General features: G+C 64.6%; 22 protein-coding genes. 11 read left to right on the top strand and 11 right to left on the bottom strand.

Annotated elements, in window-relative coordinates; all coding sequences use genetic code 11:
• Positions 1–12: 12 nt before the first annotated feature.
• On the top strand, positions 13–909 hold the full coding sequence (prmC, locus tag BcanWU425_RS02780; RefSeq protein ID WP_085348402.1) for a peptide chain release factor N(5)-glutamine methyltransferase: 897 nt from the start codon (positions 13–15) through the stop codon (positions 907–909).
• Between the two features lie 462 nt (positions 910–1,371).
• The gene (locus BcanWU425_RS02775) at positions 1,372–2,166 is read left to right on the top strand and encodes a DUF4167 domain-containing protein (RefSeq protein ID WP_018452885.1); all 795 of its coding nucleotides are present in this window, start codon (positions 1,372–1,374) and stop codon (positions 2,164–2,166) included.
• A 69-nt stretch (positions 2,167–2,235) separates the two neighbouring features.
• Here BcanWU425_RS02775 and BcanWU425_RS02770 read toward each other — a convergent pair whose 3' ends face one another.
• Positions 2,236–2,982 carry a class I SAM-dependent methyltransferase gene (locus BcanWU425_RS02770; protein WP_007599158.1) on the bottom strand — a complete coding sequence of 249 codons (747 nt, stop codon included), beginning with the start codon at positions 2,980–2,982 and terminating at the stop codon, positions 2,236–2,238.
• A 109-nt stretch (positions 2,983–3,091) separates the two neighbouring features.
• On the opposite strand from BcanWU425_RS02770, the gene gloB reads away from it, so the two are divergent.
• Both gloB and BcanWU425_RS02760 read left to right on the top strand, forming a co-directional pair.
• The gene (gene gloB / locus BcanWU425_RS02765; protein WP_085348403.1) at positions 3,092–3,859 is read left to right on the top strand and encodes a hydroxyacylglutathione hydrolase; all 768 of its coding nucleotides are present in this window, start codon (positions 3,092–3,094) and stop codon (positions 3,857–3,859) included.
• Between the two features lie 23 nt (positions 3,860–3,882).
• Positions 3,883–4,305, top strand: a complete 423-nt coding sequence (locus BcanWU425_RS02760) for a cupin domain-containing protein (RefSeq protein ID WP_018452883.1) — start codon at positions 3,883–3,885, stop codon at positions 4,303–4,305.
• A 34-nt stretch (positions 4,306–4,339) separates the two neighbouring features.
• Here the strand turns inward: BcanWU425_RS02760 and yddG are convergent, their stop codons facing one another.
• From yddG to BcanWU425_RS02745, 3 genes are all read right to left on the bottom strand, one after another.
• Positions 4,340–5,209: an aromatic amino acid exporter YddG gene (gene yddG / locus BcanWU425_RS02755; RefSeq protein ID WP_204512802.1), complete on the bottom strand. Its 870-nt coding sequence runs from the start codon at positions 5,207–5,209 to the stop codon at positions 4,340–4,342.
• 127 nt (positions 5,210–5,336) lie between these two features.
• The gene (phbB, locus tag BcanWU425_RS02750; protein WP_085348404.1) at positions 5,337–6,062 is read right to left on the bottom strand and encodes an acetoacetyl-CoA reductase; all 726 of its coding nucleotides are present in this window, start codon (positions 6,060–6,062) and stop codon (positions 5,337–5,339) included.
• A 240-nt stretch (positions 6,063–6,302) separates the two neighbouring features.
• Positions 6,303–7,481 (bottom strand): acetyl-CoA C-acetyltransferase, encoded by a 1,179-nt coding sequence (locus tag BcanWU425_RS02745; RefSeq protein WP_018452880.1) that lies wholly within the window; start codon positions 7,479–7,481, stop codon positions 6,303–6,305.
• A 304-nt stretch (positions 7,482–7,785) separates the two neighbouring features.
• Between BcanWU425_RS02745 and phaR the strand changes: the two genes are divergently transcribed.
• Positions 7,786–8,382: a polyhydroxyalkanoate synthesis repressor PhaR gene (gene phaR / locus BcanWU425_RS02740; protein ID WP_018452879.1), complete on the top strand. Its 597-nt coding sequence runs from the start codon at positions 7,786–7,788 to the stop codon at positions 8,380–8,382.
• Positions 8,383–8,450: 68 nt separating this feature from the next.
• On the opposite strand, the gene BcanWU425_RS02735 is transcribed toward phaR, so the two are convergent.
• On the bottom strand, positions 8,451–9,338 hold the full coding sequence (locus BcanWU425_RS02735; RefSeq protein ID WP_204512803.1) for a branched-chain amino acid aminotransferase: 888 nt from the start codon (positions 9,336–9,338) through the stop codon (positions 8,451–8,453).
• A gap of 117 nt (positions 9,339–9,455) precedes the next feature.
• On the opposite strand from BcanWU425_RS02735, the gene BcanWU425_RS02730 reads away from it, so the two are divergent.
• The gene (locus BcanWU425_RS02730; protein WP_204512804.1) at positions 9,456–10,391 is read left to right on the top strand and encodes an alpha/beta hydrolase; all 936 of its coding nucleotides are present in this window, start codon (positions 9,456–9,458) and stop codon (positions 10,389–10,391) included.
• A 48-nt stretch (positions 10,392–10,439) separates the two neighbouring features.
• Here the strand turns inward: BcanWU425_RS02730 and BcanWU425_RS02725 are convergent, their stop codons facing one another.
• The 5 genes from BcanWU425_RS02725 to BcanWU425_RS02705 all read right to left on the bottom strand — a co-directional run bounded on the left by BcanWU425_RS02725 (position 10,440) and on the right by BcanWU425_RS02705 (position 13,689).
• Complete coding sequence (locus BcanWU425_RS02725) at positions 10,440–10,685, bottom strand: hypothetical protein (protein WP_204512805.1); 246 nt, start codon at positions 10,683–10,685, stop codon at positions 10,440–10,442.
• Positions 10,686–10,796: 111 nt separating this feature from the next.
• Entirely contained in the window at positions 10,797–11,357 is a 561-nt protein-coding gene (locus tag BcanWU425_RS02720; protein WP_204512806.1) for a carboxymuconolactone decarboxylase family protein, read from the bottom strand.
• A gap of 102 nt (positions 11,358–11,459) precedes the next feature.
• Complete coding sequence (locus BcanWU425_RS02715; RefSeq protein ID WP_018452874.1) at positions 11,460–12,047, bottom strand: peroxidase-related enzyme; 588 nt, start codon at positions 12,045–12,047, stop codon at positions 11,460–11,462.
• On the bottom strand, positions 12,047–12,535 hold the full coding sequence (locus BcanWU425_RS02710) for a CMD domain-containing protein (RefSeq protein WP_018452873.1): 489 nt from the start codon (positions 12,533–12,535) through the stop codon (positions 12,047–12,049). The genes BcanWU425_RS02715 and BcanWU425_RS02710 overlap by 1 nt, the downstream gene beginning before the upstream one ends.
• Positions 12,532–13,689, bottom strand: a complete 1,158-nt coding sequence (locus BcanWU425_RS02705) for a PLP-dependent cysteine synthase family protein (protein ID WP_231190994.1) — start codon at positions 13,687–13,689, stop codon at positions 12,532–12,534. Before BcanWU425_RS02705 ends, BcanWU425_RS02710 begins: the two co-directional genes overlap by 4 nt.
• Positions 13,690–13,774: 85 nt before the next feature.
• Here BcanWU425_RS02705 and BcanWU425_RS02700 point away from each other — a divergent pair, with 85 nt between their 5' ends.
• Genes BcanWU425_RS02700 through BcanWU425_RS02685 form a run of 5 tightly spaced genes read left to right on the top strand, consistent with a single transcriptional unit; the run spans position 13,775 to position 17,539 of the window.
• Complete coding sequence (locus BcanWU425_RS02700) at positions 13,775–14,755, top strand: LysR family transcriptional regulator (RefSeq protein ID WP_204512807.1); 981 nt, start codon at positions 13,775–13,777, stop codon at positions 14,753–14,755.
• Positions 14,752–16,209, top strand: a complete 1,458-nt coding sequence (locus BcanWU425_RS02695) for an NAD(P)-binding domain-containing protein (RefSeq protein WP_018452870.1) — start codon at positions 14,752–14,754, stop codon at positions 16,207–16,209. The genes BcanWU425_RS02700 and BcanWU425_RS02695 overlap by 4 nt, the downstream gene beginning before the upstream one ends.
• Before the next feature lie 25 nt (positions 16,210–16,234).
• Entirely contained in the window at positions 16,235–16,537 is a 303-nt protein-coding gene (locus tag BcanWU425_RS37370; protein ID WP_268738923.1) for an MFS transporter, read from the top strand.
• Entirely contained in the window at positions 16,498–17,190 is a 693-nt protein-coding gene (locus BcanWU425_RS02690; protein ID WP_268738922.1) for an MFS transporter, read from the top strand. Before BcanWU425_RS37370 ends, BcanWU425_RS02690 begins: the two co-directional genes overlap by 40 nt.
• Positions 17,099–17,539, top strand: coding sequence for an MFS transporter (locus BcanWU425_RS02685; protein ID WP_231189746.1), 441 nt, complete (start codon positions 17,099–17,101; stop codon positions 17,537–17,539). The genes BcanWU425_RS02690 and BcanWU425_RS02685 overlap by 92 nt, the downstream gene beginning before the upstream one ends.
• 6 nt (positions 17,540–17,545) lie before the next feature.
• On the opposite strand, the gene BcanWU425_RS02680 is transcribed toward BcanWU425_RS02685, so the two are convergent.
• Positions 17,546–18,010, bottom strand: a complete 465-nt coding sequence (locus tag BcanWU425_RS02680; RefSeq protein WP_026232411.1) for an Lrp/AsnC family transcriptional regulator — start codon at positions 18,008–18,010, stop codon at positions 17,546–17,548.
• Positions 18,011–18,159 lie beyond the last annotated feature (149 nt).

The raw sequence follows: 18,159 nt of genomic DNA, 5'->3' as shown, positions 1-18,159 counted from the left end.
ATGCTAGGCAGGATGGTTCCATTGGCGACAGATTTCGATCCCGGACACAGCATCGAGAGTGCGCGGCGCGTGCTTGCGGCACGGCTGCAATCGGCCGGCATCGAGCAGCCCGCCCTCGATGCGCGCCTGCTCGTCGGAGCTGCGCTGAGGCTTGATCTGACCGGGATGGTGACGCAGGCGGGCCGACAACTCGCGCCTGAAGAGGCTGCGCGGCTGGAAGCGTATGCGCAGCGCCGGCTCGCGCATGAGCCCGTCGCCCGCATTCTCGGCGCTCGGGAATTCTGGGGCCTGCCGTTCCAGCTATCCGAGGCGACGCTGGTCCCGCGGCCGGATACCGAGACCGTGGTCGAACTGGCGCTCGAGATCTTTCATGGGCTTACGAATTCGGGACGGCGCCCGTGCATCGCCGATATCGGCACCGGATCCGGCGCCATCCTGCTCGCGCTGCTGCACGAAATTCCCGGCGCCGTCGGCGTCGGCACCGATCTCAGTCTGACCGCGCTCAAGACCGCCAGAGACAACGCCGCGGCTCTTGGCCTCGCCGACCGCGCCAGCTTCGTCGGCTGCTCCTACGCAGCGGCGCTCCGCGGCCCGTTCGACCTCGTCGTGTCGAATCCGCCCTATATCCCGTCGGCCGAAATTCCGAAATTGAGCATCGAGGTGCGCGAGCACGATCCGCACCTGGCGCTCGACGGCGGCAATGACGGTTACGACGCCTATCGCGCCCTGATCCCGCAGGCGACTGAACGTCTCGCTCCCGGCGGAGCACTGATCGTCGAGGCCGGACAGGGCCAGGCCCGAAATATTGAAACCTTGATGACGGCTGCCGCGTTGGTCGTGGACAGGCCGCCCAAGGCCGATCTGGCGGGCATCCCACGGGCGGTTTCGGCCCGGAAAATGCCCCCATAAAAGCCGGATTGGGCTGCAAAAAACCTCTTGGAATATCCCTTGGGAACGACTACCTTCCTATCAACACATCGGTGCCGGCCCCGTAGACCTACGGGCGAAAGCCGGGCTCTCGGGCGAGAGCTTACTGATAATGGTTCCAAGCCGCAGGTCCTGTTGAGCGCGATGGCCATTTGAGCTGCGCTGCTTACCGACCGCAACGTGAACGAAAGCCTGATATTGCGCTTGAAGACTTACGCAACAAAGCAGGGCTTGTTTCGGCAGGCGATATGAATGGGTTCGCTGGCGATGGATGCTGGCGGTGGGGAACGCGTCTTTTGTTGAACGCGACGGTCGACGAACATCGGCAGGGATCAATCCGCTCTTGCGTGCGGTTGCGCGCAAGCGATGTGAACCGCTGTCATCAGGTCACTCTCGGCAATCAGTAATGCGTGCAACCTTTAGGGCTGGAATTAAAGGCAGGACATGAGAAACGGTCAGAACAAGCAGCGGATGCGCAACCGCAACAATAATAATAACAATAACAACAATAATAACCGGCGCGGCCAGAACCCGATGACCCGGGTCTACGAGTCCAACGGACCTGACATCAAGATCCGCGGCACGGCTTCGCATATTGCTGAAAAGTATCTCCAGCTCGCGCGCGACGCGCGCTCATCCGGAGACCCCGTTGCGGCCGAGAACTACTACCAGCATGCCGAGCATTATTTTCGTCTGATCGCGACGGCTCAGGAACAGTTCCGGCAGAACCAGCAACCGCGCGGCGACGAGCCCATCAGCAACAACAGCGGTGACGACGGCGAGGACGACGGCGAGAATTTCTCGAATTTCGGCCAGGAACCGGGTTTTGTCCCACAGCCGCCACCGCCGCCCTTCACCCGCGACCGCGACGGCCCGCGCGATCATCAGCCGCGTGATCATCAGCCCCGCGACAACCATGCTTATCAGCGCGACAACCAGCAGCCGCGCGAGCATCGCGAACGCGACCATCGTCCGCAGCCGCAATATCAGCCCCAGCCGCAACCGCTACCGCTGAACCAGCCTCAGCCCGTCGTCGCCGACGCCGTCAGCGTCGATCGTTTGCCTTCCTTCATCACCGGCCCGCAGCCGCAGGTGAGCGGTGGCGCGCCCGGCCAGGCCGGCTTCGAAGGTGGTGGTGGCGAGCGCTTTCCGCGGCGGCGCCGCCGCCCGAATGGCCCGCGCCCCGAGCGCGAAGCCGCTCCGGCCGCCTCAAGCGACGAAGTGGCTCCCGGCGAGTAAGCCTTTCGCCGGACATCTTGCCAGATGTCCTGACCCGAATCGTCCCGGCATGTCCGGGACGATTTGTTTTTAGCCGCGCGTCGCCGTCGTCGAGGATGGTACCAGCACCGGCTTCGCCAGTGATGGAATGAGCCGCGCCCGCTCGCGCTTGGCGGGGATCGCGCGGTAGACCTGCTTGGTCGCCTCGACGATGTGCACGCCGGCGAAGGGCAGCGACAGCGCCGCGCCGGCCCGCTCCCACATCTGTGCGGATTTCAGCACCCAGCCCCCGGCATAGGGCGGCATGAACAGCGCCTCGCCCCAGGCGGTCGGGGTGAACCAGGTCTGGCGCAACAGGTCCGTGATCTGCGAACGCGAATAGGGCCGGCCGTGACCGAACGGCGTGCTGTCGGTGCGGGTCCACACCCCGCGCCGGTTCGGGATGACCGCAATCACGCGACCGGACGGCGACAGCACGCGCCATGCCTCGCGCAGCAGCGCGGCCGGATCGTCCGACATTTCCAGTGCGTGGACCAGCAGGATGCGATCGACCGCGGCGTCGGGAAGCGGCAGCGAGAACTCGTCCACCAGCGAGGCAAGCGCCGGCCGTCCGGTGGGCCATTTCAGGACGCCCTGGGCCGAGGGCATGAAGGCGATGCAGCGCTCCGCGTCCTCGCGGAACAACCCGAGATAGGGCGTGGGATAGCCGAAGCCGAGCACCCGCTGGCCATCGACGCGCGGCCAGCGCTCCCGAATGCCGCGATTGATCATTTGCCGCGCCACAATCCCGAGGCGACGGGAGTAGAACTCGCGGAGGTCGACGACATCAATGGTCATGATCGCAATGTAACATGCACGAGGCGGCCCCCGTGCGCGGAATATTGCATTGCCTGCGCAACGTTAACGCCATATTTGTCTGACGGAGCTGAGCGCGATCGGAGATGACATGGCCGCCGAAATTCGTACTTTCACCTGTTTAAACGACAATTTCGGTTACCTCATCCACGATGTGGAAACCAAGGCGACGGCGTCGATCGACGCGCCGGAGGCCGGCCCCATCGTGAGGGCGCTCGAGCGCGAGGGGTGGCAGCTCACCGACATTCTGATCACCCATCATCATGGCGATCATGTCGGCGGGGTCGCCGAACTCAAGCAGAGATACAATTGCCGCGTCGTCGCGCCGCATGACAAGACGACGGAGATCGCAGACGTCGACCTGCGCGTCGCCAATGCCGAAATCGTCAGGGTCGGCAGCTTGCTGGGGCGCGTACTGGAGACGCCCGGCCACACGCTCGACCACATCTCCTATGTGTTCGACACCGACAAAGCGCTGTTCGCCGGCGACACGCTGTTCTCGATCGGCTGCGGCCGCGTGTTCGAGGGCACCTATCCGATGATGTGGGATTCGCTTCTGAAGCTGCGTGCCCTGCCCGACGACTTCAAGCTCTATTGCGGCCATGAATACACGGCCTCCAACGTCAAGTTCGCGCTGACCGTCGACCCCGACAATGCGGCGCTGCAGGCGCGCGCGGCGGAGGTGGCGAGGCTGCGGGCCGAGAACAAGCCGACCATTCCCGCGCTGCTTGGTGACGAGAAGCGGACAAACGTGTTCCTGCGCGCCGACGAACCCTCGATCGCAGCCAGGCTGCACATGAAGGGCGCGGATGCCACCGCGGTGTTCGGCGAGCTGCGCGAGCGCAAGAACAAGTCTTGAAGAACAGATCCTGACGGGAATCGATGCCGACCGCAGCCGAGATCATCGCGCGCCTCGAACTCCGCCCGCATCCCGAAGGCGGGCATTACCGAGAGACGTTTCGCGACCAGACCACCGACGCCAACGGCCGCGCGCGCTCGACCCTGATCTATTTTCTGCTGGCGCGCGGCGAGCGTTCGCACTGGCATCGCATCGATGCTGTCGAGAGCTGGCACTATTACGCCGGCAGCCCGCTGACCCTGCGGATAGCGCACGAAGGCTGCTCCCAGCACGAGGTACGGCTCGGTACGGACCTGTTGAACGGCGAGCGGCCACAGGCGATCGTGCCGGCCGATGCGTGGCAGACGGCAGAGACCACCGGCGAGTGGACCCTGGTCGGCTGCACCGTGGCGCCCGCCTTCGAGTTCGCGAAGTTCGAGCTCGCGCCGAAGGGCTGGGAGCCCTAAGGCCCTGTCGCTTCGGCTTGCGCCGGCAATGATGCTACCGCTTCCGCAGCAACATGTCCTTCGCCGCAATCAGGCCGCCGCCGGCGATCAGGATCGCGGCGATGGTGATGTTGGCGCTGGCATTGGCAAAGCCAGCGGCGAGGAGGAAGCCGGTCGAGAGCAGCGGCGTCGCATAGGAGGCGGCGCCGAGCACGCGGATGTCGCCACGCTTCATGCCGATGTCCCAGGCGTAGAACGCAGCACCGACGGGGCCGATGCCGAGCGCGATGACGGAGAGCCATTGCAGCGTCGTGTCCGGCCACACCGTGGTTTCAAGCAGTCCATGCATCAGCGCGGCGAGCACCGCGGTGGCGAGGCAGAATCCCGCGACCGCATCGGTCGGCACCGCCTTCAGTCGCCGCGACAACACCGAATAGATCGCCCACACGAACGCTGCGATGAAGGCCGCGGCCAAACCCGGCAATTGTCCCTGCGTGAAGCCCGAGGTGTTACCGGCGAACAGCAGCACGGTGCCGACGAGGCCGAGCAGGGCGCCAACGACGTGATGCACGGCAAGCCGCTCGCCCGGCAGAAACGACGAGAACAGCACGATCAGGAGCGGCCACAGATAATTCAGCAGGCCGGCTTCAGCCGGTGGCGCAAAGCGCAGCGCGAGGAAATACAGCGCGTGATAGCCGAACAGTCCGCCGACACCGACGATCCACACGACCAGCGGCTGACGCAGGCTTTTGGCCGCTGCGCCGCGGCCGATCCAGGTGAGCAGGCCGACGAGCCCGCCGATCGCGAACGTCATCGCGGCCAGCTGGAATGCCGGGATCTTTCCGGTCGCCACCGTCATCACTGACAGCAGCGACCACATCAGGATCGCGGTCAATCCGATCAGCGTTGCGGTGCGGGGAGTCATCGATCAAAGGCTCGGAGGACGTTTATGCCCGGCACAAGGCCGGGCATTTTCGTCTTCACTATCGCCTTGTCGCGACTGAAGCTACATATTTTGCCTCAGCGACGTTGCGCCAAGAGAATGGGCGCCATCAGGCCTGATATTGGCCGCCATTGATGGTCAGCGTCGAGCCGGTCATGAAGCCGGCCTCGTCCGCCGCCAGGAACACGACCGCACGTGCGATCTCTTCCGGTTCGCCGAGCCGGTTAACCGGGATCTGCGGGATCACGTTCTTTTCCAGGACGTCCTTTGGCACGGCCTGCACCATTTCGGTGTTGATGTAGCCGGGGCAGATCGCGTTGACGGTGATGCCGCCCTTGGCGTTCTCGAGCGCGAGTGCCTTGGTGAAGCCGATGTCACCGGCCTTCGCCGCGGAATAGTTGACCTGGCCAAACTGTCCCTTTTGACCGTTGATCGACGAGATCGAAATGATGCGGCCGAACTTGCGCGCACGCATGCCTTCAATGATGGGACGCGTCATGTTGAACAGCGAACCGAGATTGGTATTGATGACGGCGTTCCACTGATCGAGCGTCATCTTGTGGAAGGCGGTGTCGCGGGTGATGCCGGCATTGTTGACGAGCACGTCGATCGGGCCGACCTCGGCCTCGACCTTCTTCACACCCTCGGCGCAGGCATCGAAACTGCTGACGTCCCATTTGTAGACGGCGATGCCGGTCTCGGCCTTGAACTTCTCTGCCGCCGCGTCGTTGCCGGCATAGCTCGCCGCAACCTTGTAGCCGGCCGCCTTCAGCGCCTTGCTGATCGCAGCTCCGATGCCCCGCGTACCACCCGTCACCAATGCAACACGTGCCATATCGTATTTCCTTCCCTTGGACTCTTCGGACGTTTCTGAGTGATCGTTTTTAAGTGCGGATTATGGGGGACGTTTGACGGACATCAAGAACAAAACGCCCGGCATCGAGCCGGGCGTTTCTCTTTAGTCGAGGCTTGTACGGTTGCGAAGAATAATTGATTTGCAACCGCTGCCTTTTTAATCGCGTGCAACGCACTCAGTCACGTGTGCAGCGCACGCGCAAATGACGCGTCAACTATCTCAGTCGCGCGCCACACACATCGCGATACCCATGCCGCCACCGATGCACAGCGTGGCGAGGCCCTTCTTCGAATCGCGCTTCTGCATCTCGTGGAGCAGCGTCACCAGCACGCGGGCGCCGGAGGCACCGACCGGATGGCCGATCGCGATCGCGCCGCCGTTGACGTTGACCTTGGAGGTATCCCAGCCGAGGTCCTTGTTGACGGCACAGGCTTGCGCAGCGAAGGCTTCGTTGGCCTCGATCAGGTCGAGATCGCCGACGTTCCAGCCGGCCTTCTTCAGCGCGGCACGCGAGGCCGGGATCGGGCCCGAGCCCATGATCTTCGGATCGACGCCCGCCTGCGCCCAGGACACGATGCGCGCGAGCGGCTTCTTGCCTTCCTTGGCGGCCTGCTTGGCGGTCATCAGCACCACGGCAGCAGCGCCGTCGTTGATGCCGGACGCCGACCCCGCGGTGACCGTGCCGTCCTTCTCGAAGGCGGGACGAAGCTTCGCCATCGCGTCGACCGTTGCGCCATGGCGCGGATATTCGTCGGCGCTGACGACGACATCGCCCTTGCGTCCCTTGATGGTGACCGGAACGATTTCGTCGTTGAATTTACCGGCCTTCTGCGCGGCTTCGGCCTTCTGCTGCGAGGCGACCGCGAACTCGTCCTGCTGGGCGCGGGTGATCTGCCACTGCCGCGCGACGTTCTCGGCGGTGTTGCCCATGTGATAGCCGTTGAAGGCGTCCCACAGTCCGTCCTTGATCATGGTGTCGATGAATTCGACTGCACCCATCTTGACGCCGCCACGCAGGTACTGGGCGTGCGGAGCCATGCTCATGGATTCCTGGCCGCCGGCGACCACGATCTCGGAATCGCCGTTGAGCAGCGCCTGATAGCCGAGCGCAACGGTGCGCAGGCCCGAGCCGCAGAGCTGGTTGACACCCCAGGCCGGGCTCTCGACCGGAATGCCGGCATTGATCGAAGCCTGACGGGCCGGGTTCTGGCCCTGGGCGGCGGTCAGGATCTGGCCCATGATGACTTCGGAGACCCGGCCGGGCTCGATGCCGCCGCGCTCCAGCGCGGCCTTGATGGCAATGGCGCCGAGATCATGGGCGGGAAGGGTTGCGAACGCTCCGTTGAAGCTTCCGACCGGGGTGCGGGCGGCGCTGACGATGACGACATCGTCTGACATGGGCATCTCCTGGGTTGAATGGGGGCAGACGGGGCTGGGGAAACGGCTCGCCAGTCTCGGACGGCATCCTGTTAACGTCGTTGAGGCATGTCAATCGGCCGGCGGCCGAATTCATCCCGCAGCGCATTCAAAATAGCGTTCTTGGCGCTTTCGCAAGCACGTTTTTGCTGCCCGATTAACCGTGGCGCACAAAACGGTAGCGTGACCCCTTTGAAAATGCTTATTTTGTTGCGTTGCGTACTCTTCCCGCCCTGCGGCATAGCCCGTCAGGTTCCCGTTCTCCGCGTCTTGCAAGTGAGAGCCCATGGCGAAATCAGACCAACCCACCACCATCAAGAAATACGCGAACCGCCGGCTCTATAACACCGGGACGAGCACTTACGTGACGCTGGAAGACCTCGCCGCCATGGTCAAGGACGGCGAAGATTTCCTAGTTTACGACGCCAAGACCGGCGACGACATCACCCGCTCCGTGCTTGCCCAGATCATCTTCGAGCAGGAGAACAAGGCCGGCCAGAACCTGCTCCCGACCACCTTCCTGCGCCAGCTCATCCGCTTCTACGGCGACAGCATGCAGATGGTGGTGCCGAAATATCTGGAGCAGGCCATCGCCTCGCTCACGCAGGAGCAGGAGAAGTTCCGCAAGCAGATCGCCACCTCGCTGTCCGGAACCCCGTTTGCGCCGCTGGAGGAACAGGTCCGCCGCAACATGGAGCTGTTCCAGCAGACCTTCTCGATGTTCAAGCCTTTCGCGCCCGGCGCAGCCCGCCCCGCGGGCTCCGCGGAGCCGGCGCCCGAGCCGGCCGCCGAAGCCCCGAAGGACAGCAATATCGACGATCTGCGCCAGCAGATGAAGGATATGCAGGAACGCCTCGAGCGGATGTCGAAGAAGGACGAGTAGGGTTCCTGCCACGCGCTAACGCGCCTTGCTGCCACAACTCCGCCGTCGTACCGGCGAAGGTGGGGAAGCTACGCCGCCAGCTTCACTGCGTGGGCAAAGTCCCAATAGAGCTTGCGCGCGCGCGTGTAGAGCGGGCCCGGCTGCAGCTCGCGATCGTCGATGCGGATCACCGGCGCGACTTTTGCGAAATTGCCGGTCGAAAAGATCTCGTCGGCGGCGAGGAAGTCGGCGTAACGCAGCGTCTTCTCGACCACGTTGACGCCGTCGGCGCGAAGCAGGCTGATGACGCGCTGGCGGGTGATGCCGTTGAGGAAGGTGCCGTTCGGCACCGGCGTGTAGACCACGCCGTCCTTGGCCATGAACACGTTGGAATTGCCGAACTCCGCGACGTTGCCGAGCATGTCGAGCATCAGCGCGTTCTGGAAGCCGCGCGAGGCGGCCTCGGCAAGCGCGCGCGAATTGTTCGGATAGAGACAGGCGGCCTTGGCCTCAACCGGGGCGCATTCGGCGGTGGGCCTGCGGAACGGCGACAGCGTGATCGCGTTGCCGACCGGCTTTGGCATCGGCGCCTCGTAGATGCACAGGCACCAATCGGTGGTCTCGGGGTCGAACAGCACGCCGCCGCCCGCGCCGTTCCGCGCCCAGTACATCGGACGAACGTAGAGCTCGGCATTCGGCGCGAAGCGTGCGATGCCCTCGTTTGCGAGTGTCATCCAGGTTCCGGTATCGACCACCGGCTTCAGGCCAAAGTTGATCGCGGATTGATTGGCGCGGGCGACGTGGCGGTCGAGATCAGGCGCGACGCCTTCGAACGCCCGCGCGCCGTCAAACACGACCGAGCCGAGCCAGGCCGCATGCGTGCGCGGACCCATGATCGGCACATTGCCGTCGTGCCATTTGCCCTCGAAGAAGGTCCAGCTCGGCGAATATTCGATGGGCTTTTTGATCTCGGCCATGACCGGCCTCTCCCTTGGCGTGGTGCCGCATTATAGCGCCACTATTGGGCGCAATTTCTAAATGATTCCCTGCGGGAAAATGGTGAGTTACCCTCCCGTGAGGGGAAAGGAAGCACCATGCCGCTCGATCCGCTCGCAAAGCGCTTGTTGACCATGATGGCTGCGGCTGCGCCGCAGGCACGGAGCCGGCCGAGCGTGGAAGCACGGCGGCAATCATTGGCAAAGCTGATGCAGTTTGCGCGCGCCGATGCGCCTGACGTGACGACGTCCGACGGCGTGCTGCCTGGTCCCGGCGGCGCGCTGCCCTATCGTCTCTATTCACCCGCAGGCGCCGATGATCGCGCGCCCGGCTTCGTGTTCTTTCACGGCGGCGGGCTCGTTGCCGGCAGCATCGCCACGCATGACCGCATCGCGGCGGCGTTGGCACATGCGACCGGTTGCCGCCTCGTCTCGGTCGATTACCGGCTGGCGCCAGAGCACAAATTCCCCGCCGCCGTGGACGATGCGATTGCTGCCACCGAATGGGTGGCGCGCGAGGCCGCATCGCTCGGCATCGACGCCGGGCGTCTGGTGCTCGGCGGCGATTCCGCCGGTGCAACGCTCGCTGCGATCGTGTGTCAGGAGGCGGCGCAGACAGCTGGTCTTTCCATCGTCGCGCAATGCCTGATCTGCCCGGTGCTGGATTTCGAGGAGGCCTCGCCTTCGCGCGAGGCGTTCGCCGAGGGCCACCTGATCGACCGCGTCACGATCGAAGCCGATCTCGCCGACTATCTGCCCGAAGCCTTGGACGCTGCCGATCCCCGCATCTCGCCCTTGCGCGCGACACGGCTTGCGGGCTTGCCGACCGCCATCATTCACACCGCGGAGTTCGACCCGATGCGCGACGAGGGCAATGCCTATGCCCGCAAGCTGCTCGCTGCGGGCGTCACGGTCGAGCACGTCTGCCACGAGGGCATGGTCCACAATTTCCAAGCCATGGGCGCAATTCTGCCGCAGGCGCAGCTCGTGCTGTCGCAGATCGGTGAGCAGGTCAGGCGGGCGGTGGGGACGTGAAGCACCTCGTCTTGCCGTCTCCCGCAACGGGAGAGGAAAGAGAATGCCTCACGCTCTTGCCCCGATGACGGAACGCGCCGCCGCGACGTAGTTTGGCCAATGCGCATCCGCATAACGCTCGGCCTGTCGCGCGCAGGTGATTTCGGGCGCATGCGCAGCTGCGATCATGCGCGCAAAGCGCTCTTCGGCGACCGTCACATCATCGGCCGCGGTCGAGGGCGCGGCTCCAGCGGCGGTCGGCGCAACGGCGAGTCCCGCCAGTCCGGCGAGCAGGATGCGGCGTAACGTGTCCATGGCTGTCGTTCCCTCTTCATTGCACTTCGATCGTGACCGGCGAATGCATCGCCATGGCGGCGGCAGGGTACCGTGACGCTTCCGTCCAGTCCAGCAGCTGGGGCAGTGTGGTCAGTCCGGCACCGGCACGTCGAACGTGTTCAGCGTGACCGACACCATGCAGTAAATGCCGACGAGATAGGACAGTTCGGCCGCGCCGTGCTCGCCGAATTCCTTGACCGCGGCCCGATAAGTCAGTTCAGGCAGCACGCCGCCGCTGACCAATGCGGACGCCACGTCGTAGGCGACGGCCTCCTGCTTGGTGAGATCGACCGGCCGCTGCCCGGCGACGATGATCGCGAGCTTCTCGTCGGAGAGGCCGCGCTGCTCGGCGACCAGCACATGCGCATAGAGCTCGTAGCCGGAGCGGAAATGCGAACCGGTGACGAGGATCGCGACCTCACGCACCGGAGCCGGCAGCAGCGGGTTCGCCGCGATCGCCTTGACCAGCTCCCACACAGGCTTGCCGAAGCGCGGCTCGCGGATCCATGGATTCCAGGGCCCGAGCAGCGCGCCGTCGTCGCGCATGTTCACAAAGCCCTTGAAGTGGTCCTTGATGCCCGCTCGCATGTCGTCATAGAGCGGCTTCTGTTCGGCACTCAGGTCTTTCGGATCGAGAATGGGAAGGCGCACGGCAGGTCTCCTCGTTAAGAAGCCGCGAAGCTCGCCCGCACGCACGCGCAAGGCAAGTGAAGTTGCCGTGACATTCGGTTTGGGGCGAGCCGATGGCGTCGGTTACGATGCTTCCGGCCGCACCAGCGGCTCGCCCAGCGTATGCATCAGCCGGTTGGCCCAGCCGAAGATCGCGGCCGACAGCACCAGGTCGAGCTGCTCAAGCTCGCTCAGCCCGGCCTCGCCAAGTGCGTGCGCATCGTCTGCGCTCGCTTCGATCGGAGTCGTCGAGAGTTTTGTAGCGAAATTGAACAATGCCTGCTGGCGCGTCTCCAGCGTGGCATCGCGCTCGTCGGCAAAGATCTCCTCGACGACCTCTTTGCGCCCGGAGTAATTGATGAAGCGTGAGGCGTGCACGGCGGCGCAATAGATGCAGCGGTTGACGACCGAGGCACTCAGCGCGCCGAGCTCGCGCTCCGCCGGGGACAGGCCGTCCTTGCCATACATAATGAGGTTGAACAGCGGCGAGCGCACCGCGAGCGACTCCGGGTCATGCGCCAGCGTCAGCACGTAAGGCGAGACGCCCTTGTTGGAGGGGGTGACCTTCATCGCCGCGAGCTGCTCGGGCGTTGCCGAGGCGAGCTCGACTGGCGTGACATAAGGCGACCAGGTCGGGACCGTGGTGGTGAAGCTATGGACGACCTCGCTCATCAGGCTTCGACCTCTTTCAGGAGCCTGAGGCCGGCCAGGACCCGCAGCTGGTAGTTCACGAAGGCGCCAAGCTCGGACAGCCGCACGATATCGGCCTCGCTGACGCCGGCCACCTTCAGCGCCGCAATGTCCTGTCGCGTCGCCTCGCGCGGCGAAAGCGTCAGCAGATCGACGTGGCGGGCCATGGCATCGTGAAGGGGATCGCCGCACACACCGCCGGGCCGGGTGAGCACGGCCAAATCAAGATCGCTCGAATGCGCCAGGTAGGATTCGTAATGCGCGATCAGCGCCCCGTCGCCGACATGACGGCACATCCGCGCCGCGAGTGCCGCCCGCAAGCCGTGGCTCAGACCGCCGGGCTCGCGCGGCAGCAGCACCGCGTCATGGGCCGCTTCGCTGAGGCGCAAAATCTCGGTGCGGGCGTTCAGAGCGTGGCCGAGCCGCGACGCCGCGGGCACGCCGACAATGGTTTCGATCAGCGTGGTCAAGCATTGCTCCGCAAGCTCTGTGGATTGGCGACGTCCTCGACGGCGAGCGCCGGCGGCTGCGCCATATCGAGAAACGCCGACAGGGCAGCCTCGATCGGCATCGGATCAAGGCCGCGAGCTTTCAGCCACGTGGGATCATAATAGGTCTGCCGGTAGCGCTCGCCGGAATCGCAGATCAGCGTGACCAGCGATCCGGTTTGACCGGCGCTGCTCATCTCCGAGGCAATGCGGCACAGCGCCAGGAAATTGGTGCCGGTCGAGCCGCCGACTGGCCGGCGGAGCCGGCGCGACAGCACGTTCATCGCTGCGATCGTTGCGACATCCGGGATCTTCATCATGCGATCGACGACGCCCGGCACGAAGGAGGGTTCGCAGCGGGGCCGACCGACGCCTTCGATCAGCGAAGGCCGCTCGCAAACATGGGAGCGGTCCTGCGAGCGGAAGCAGTCGAAGAAGGCGGAATGCTCGACATCGGCAACGCAGAGCCGCGTCGGGTACTGGCGATAGCGCAAATAGCGTCCGAGCGTGGCCGAGGTGCCACCGGTGCCCGCCCCCATCACGATCCAGTCCGGCAACGGACGCGTCTCGCCCTTCAATTGCGTGAAGATCGATTCGGCGATGTTGTTGTTGCCGCGCCAGTCGGTGGCGCGCTCGGCGAAAGTGAACTGGTCCATATAGTGGCCGTTCAGGCGGGCGGCGAGCGCCGCCGCTTCCGCATAGAGTGCACGACCGTCATCGATCAGATGGCAGTTGCCGCCATAATGCTCGATCGCGGCGATCTTCTCCGCCGATGTCGTGCGCGGCATCACGGCATAGAAGGGCACGCCGATCATCTGTGCGAAATAGGCTTCCGACACCGCGGTCGATCCCGACGAGGCTTCCACCACGGGCGTGCCTTCGCGGATGTGGCCGTTGCAGAGCGCGTAGAGGAAGAGCGAGCGCGCGAGCCGGTGCTTCAGGCTGCCGGTCGGATGCGTGGACTCGTCCTTCAGATAGATGTCGATGCCTGATAGCGCCGGCACGATCAGCCGGATCAGATGCGTGTCGGCGGTGCGGCACTGGTCGGCCTCGATCGCCGCCACGGCCTCATCGACCCAGCCGCGCCGATAGGCCGGTCCGGCCGGATTGTGGTGGCGAAAGGGGTTCGGCTCCATCGACATGACCTCAACTTCTCATAATGCCTATTGCACATCAAGAAATATTGTTCATTCTATATTCGCATAATGCGGGCACCAGACCATGAACCAGGACGTTATCGACATTCGCCTTCTCGAGGCCTTTGCCGCCGTGATGTCGGCCGGCAGCATCACGGGTGCGGCACGGTTGCTCGGCCGTTCGCAGCCGGTCACGACGCGTCAGATCCAGGATCTCGAGGCTGACGTCGGCTATCTCCTGTTCACCCGGAATGGCCCGCGCATCAGCCCGACGCCGAAAGGCGTCTTGTTTCATGCCGAGGTCGAGCGGCTTCTGATGGGCCTGAAGCACATCCGCCAGCGCGCCAACGCGATCGGCGCGGGTGCGCTTCCCGTGCTCAGCCTGGCGGCGATCCCGGCGCTGGCGGCCGGCTTCGTCCCGGCTGCGCTCGCAGCGCTCGAACGCGAGTTGCTACCAAGCCAGATCCACGTGCAGGCGCTCTCGGCCGAGAATGTGGTGCAATCGGTGCTGTCGCAGTCGATCGATTTCGGTCTTGCGAGCCTGCCGATCCAGCATCCCGGGCTCGACGTGCAGTGGGTCTGCGAGGTGCCGTGCGTTGCGTGCCTCGCGTTGGATCACCCGCTGGCGAAGAAGAAGGTCATTCGCCTGAAGGACCTTGGTGGCGTCCGGCTGCTGACGATGGCCAACCCCTACCGGCTTCGCCGCCGCGTGGAGGAGGCGCTGGAGCGTGAAGGTGTCGTGCCCGCTGGGGTCATCGATACCAACGCTTCCCTGACGGCGATTGCCATGGCCAAGCAGTCGCTCGGCATCGCCGTGGTCGAGCCGGTGCTGACGTCCAGCCTGCCGGTTGAAGGCGTCGTCACCCGGCCGTTGGACGTGTCCATTTCGTTCCTGTTCGCCGCGATTGCGCCGACCGGGCGCGAGCCGACGCCAACGGTTGCCGCACTCAACGGCGCACTGCGCGCCGCGGTCGCGCTGATGCCGGGCGCAAGGCTGCATAGCGGCGCCACCGCGCTAGCCGAGGCCGGCGACGAAACCAGTCAATTCGAGAAAGCTTCCTCATGACGATGACACCTGGTGCGGCGGGCCTCGGGGCACTTGAAGCGCGCCTGAAGCAGGATCTGGCCTGGCTCGAACTGCCCGCCAAGTCATGGGTGCCCCGCCGCGTCGTCGATGGCGAGGGTGTCTTCGACGTCGTCATCGTCGGTGCCGGCATGGCCGGCCTTGTCGCCTCCGCCATGCTCAAGCGTCTCGGCGTCGACAACCAGCTCGTGCTCGACCGCGCGTGCGCAGGCGAGGAAGGTCCCTGGGTCACGTTCGCGCGGATGCGGACGCTGCGCTCGCCCAAGGAATTGACCGGCCCCGCGATGGGCATGCCGGCGCTGACCTTCCGCGCCTTCTACGAAGCGCAATATGGCGAGCAGGCGTGGCAGGCGCTCGACCGCGCGCCGCGCACGGTATGGATGGATTACTTGATATGGTACCGCAAAGTGCTGGGCCTGCCGGTCCGCAACGGGGTCTCGGTTGCGCGTATCCACGCGCGCCCCGATGAATTGTTCGCGCTCGACATCAGCGAGAGCGGCACGTCGCGACACATTCTCGCCCGGCATGTCGTGCTGGCGACGGGGCGCGACGGCCTCGGCGGCGCTTACGTGCCGCCGCTCGCCGACGGCATCGACCGGCGCTTCTGGGCGCATTCCGCCGATCCTATCGACTTCGAAAAGCTCCGCGGCAAGCGCGTCGCCGTCGTCGGCGCGGGCGCATCCGCGATGGACAACGCGGCGATGGCGCTGGAGTCGGGCGCCGCGCGCCTCGACCTCTTCATCCGGCGCGCGGACATCCCGCGCGTCAACAAGTTCACCGGTATCGGCAGCCAAGGGGTCGTGCACGGCTTTGCCGGCCTGACGGACGACTGGAAATGGCGCTTCCTCGATCACACGCTGAAAGCGCAGACGCCGCCGCCGCGGCAGAGCGTGCTGCGCGTCTCCGCCTATCCGCAGGCGCATTTCCATCTCGCAAGTCCGATCGATGATCTCGTCGTCAAAGAGGATCATCTCATGGTGACGACGCCGAAGGGCCGCTATGCGACCGACTTCATCATCTTCGGAACCGGCTTCAAGGTCGACCTCGCGTTGCGCGACGAGCTTGCCGCGTTTGCGCCGCATATCCGCTTCTGGAGCGACCGCTTCCCGACGCCTGACGGCATGGACAATGCGGAGCTGGAAAACTCGCCCGACCTCGGCGACAGCTTTCAGTTCCTGGAGAAGCAGTCAGGCGCCTGCCCGATGCTGGCACGGCTGCACTGTTTCAACTATCCGGCGACGCTGAGCCACGGAAAGCTTTCCGGCGATATTCCCGCGATCAGCGAGGGCGCCGACCGGCTCGCGCGTGGCATCGTCCGCCGCCTCTTCGTCGAGGATCGCGAGATTCATTTCGCCAACCTCAAGGCCTTCGCAACGCCGGAACTCGTTGGCGACGAATGGCAGGATGCCGACGCCACCCATCAACTCGCCGAATAGGCGCAACCGGACAGGCAAGCGAGAGATGCAGACGAACAGGAAAGCCATCGTGGCCGCGGTCGCCGGCAACGCAATGGAGTGGTACGACTTCACCGTGTTCGCGCTGATGACACCGGTCATCAAGAACCTGTTCTTTCCGGTCGACCCGAAAATTCCGGGCAGTGAGATCAACGCGCTACTGCTGACGACCGCGCTGTTCGGCACCGGCTTCTTCATGCGACCGATCGGCGGCCTCGTGCTCGGCTATTTCGGCGATCGCAAGGGGCGGAAAGCGGCGATGACGCTGGCATGGGCATCATGGCGCTGTCGGTCGCGCTGTTGGCATTGACGCCGACCTACGCCACGGCCGGCATTGGGGCACCCCTGATCGTGCTGCTGGCGCGGCTGTTACAGGGCTTTTCGGTCGGCGGCGAGTTCGGTACCTCGACCGCCTATCTGATCGAAGCGGCGCCTCCCGGCCGCACCGGCTTCTATGGCTCGTGGCAGATCGCCGGCCAGCTCATGGCCAACGTGCTCGGCGCAGTGCTGGGCGCCGCCCTGACGCTGACCTTCACGCAGGAGCAGCTTGCCGCCGGCGCCTGGCGTATTCCCTTCTTCGTCGGCCTCGTGATCGTTCCGATCCTGCTCTATATGCGCGCCAGCGTCATCGAGCCCGAAGCGTCCCGGCGCAGCATGGCGACGGTGCACAAGGAGGATTTCATCGCCGCGCTGAAGAATCCCGGCCGCAATTTCCTGATCGGCATGGGCATGGTGGTGGCGAGCGCCGTGTCGTTCTACGTCACCTTCGGCTACACCGTGACGTACGCCAAGGAGGTGCTGAAGCTGCCGCTGATGCAGAGCTTCCTGGTTCAGATGATCGCGGCGATCGTGATGGTGATCGTCGTCCCCATTGCCCGGCGCCATCTCCGACCGCTACCCGCGCAAGCCGCTGCTGCTGGTCTCGCTCATCGGCTATTTCGTCTCGCTCTATCCGCTCTATAGCTGGGTGATCTCCGAGCCGTCGATCGCAAAGCTCCTGGTCGCCCAGGTCGTCATCGGCTGCTTCAGCGCCTTCTTCCTCGGCGTCTACTGCACCACGCTGGTCGAGCTGTTCCCGATCCGGGTCCGCTCGACCGCGCTTGCCATCGTCAACAATGTCGCGGTGCTGGTATTCGGCGGCTTTGCCCAGTTCTTCGTGACATGGCTGATCGCGCTCACCGGCTCCCCGTTGGCGCCGATCTTCTATGTGATGATCGGCGTCGGCCTCGGGCTGATTGCGGTGATCGCGATGCGGCCGGAGGACGCCGGCCGGGAGCAGGTCGCGGACGGCATCGTCGAACAAGCGTTGTGAGGCCGCTCAAAACTCCAGCGGCGCGTTGTCGACGACTTCCTTCATCACGAAGAAGGTGCGGGTCTGGCGCACGCCGGGCAGCGCGATCAGTTGCTCGCCGTGGATACGGTTGAAGTCCTCCATGTCGCCGACGCGGATCTTGAGGAAATAGTCGAAGTCGCCGGCGACGAGGTGACAGTCGAGCACGAATTTCAGCCTGGTGATCGCCTGCTCGAAGATCGCAAAGCTCTCCGGCGTCGAACGGTCGAGCACGACCCCGACCATCACCAGCGTACCCTTTGCCACCTTCTTCGGCGCGACGATGGCGCGGACGGCGGCGATGAAGCCGTGCTCGAACAGGCGCTGGGTGCGGCGATGGCAGGTGGCGGGACTGATGGCGACGGTTTCGGCCAGCTCGGCGTTGCTGAGCCGGCCGTTATTTTGCAGCAATCGCAACATCTTAAGGTCGACACGATCAAGACGAGCGGACATGGAAGAAGCTTCCGTTCTTAGTACCTAGTCCGAAAGGAATACCACACATCTCGTCCATTATCGCAAGATCATCCGCAATAGAGGCGCACTATTTGAAAGCACCTTTTTGCAGAGCGATGCTAGCATTTTTGGAGACATTAACGCCAATC

This window comes from Bradyrhizobium sp. WU425 (genome assembly GCF_021052305.1).
Taxonomy (GTDB): Bacteria; Pseudomonadota; Alphaproteobacteria; order Rhizobiales; family Xanthobacteraceae; genus Bradyrhizobium; species Bradyrhizobium canariense_D.
Note: the sequence above shows the minus strand (reverse complement) of the source record. Positions and strands in the feature narration are given on the sequence as shown.